This window comes from Paenilisteria rustica, assembly GCF_013820765.1.
Lineage (GTDB): Bacteria > Bacillota > Bacilli > Lactobacillales > Listeriaceae > Listeria_A > Listeria_A rustica.
The window spans coordinates 1-1,031 of record NZ_JABJVM010000040.1 but is presented as its reverse complement, the minus strand read 5'-3'; the positions used below and the strand labels follow the sequence as shown (position 1 = coordinate 1,031).

Here is a 1,031-nt window from a genome sequence, read left to right as displayed (position 1 = left end):
CATTGAAAGCCATAAGCGCCACGTTTTAAAACTTTGGTTCGATTGTTAATGCCTTCTACGAAGCCATTAGATAAATGTGGGTAAATAAAAGCGTTAATAATTTCTGTTTCCCAGCGTTGAAAGGTTCCGATAGCGGCAATGAACTCTGGAATATTGGCTTGTCGAACAAGTTCATAGAATTGATGTAACGCGTGACGTACATTGGTTCGTTCTTGGGCTTTGTGTGTGTCAAACCAAGCCTGATAGGCTTCTTTGATGTCATAGGCTGTTTGTAAATCGGAGTCTAATTCTAAATAGCGCTGAACAAGCGTCCACTGCTCAGAGGTTAAGTCATGTTTCCGTTTGTAAAAGAGGCCCTTCATGCGTTTACAGCGTTTTCGATCATAGTCATGGAATTTTTGTTGTACCCGAATACGAACTTTGGTTAATGCCCAATAAATATAGCGGGAAAAATGAAAAGAATCCGCAATAATCAATGGGCTGCCAAGGGCTTTTTGAACAGCGCTTTTAAATGCTGGGCTTAGATCCATAATCACAATTTCTACTTGTTGTCCTCGTTCTCTGAGATAGCGTTGGATGGTTTTTATACTACGATTTTCTAAAATATCAATGGGACGCCGAGTGACAGGGTCGGCAATAATCAACTGGAATTTGCCTTTATTTGTATCTCCTTTAAATTCATCAATAGCAATGATCTTCGGTAAGGTGAGTGGAGGTGTTGAAAAAGCATCCATACGGGCATCAAATAAGCGAATGATTTTAGAAGCTGTCGTTCCATAGGCTTTAGCGGTGTAAGTGAAGGAAGCGGAGCTAATACTATGAAACAGAGCAGCCTGATGCCAAGCGGTAGAGAAACGCTGATAGCGTGTGACAATTCCTTGATTTTTCTCATCAAATGCTTTACCACAAGGGCAGTGATAGCGTCGTTTCCGATAATGAATATAGACCCGTTTCTCGGCCATTTTAAGGTGTTGAAACAAGTGAGTACGATAATCTTTAATACGATTTGTACGGGTTTGACAATGAGGGCA

Annotated in this window: 1 protein-coding gene; it reads right to left on the bottom strand. The window is 40.8% G+C overall.

Annotated features, from left to right (window positions below; translation table 11 throughout):
• On the bottom strand, positions 1-1,031 hold a 1,031-nt coding region (locus tag HPK16_RS16450), incomplete at both ends, for an ISL3 family transposase (protein ID WP_181677979.1).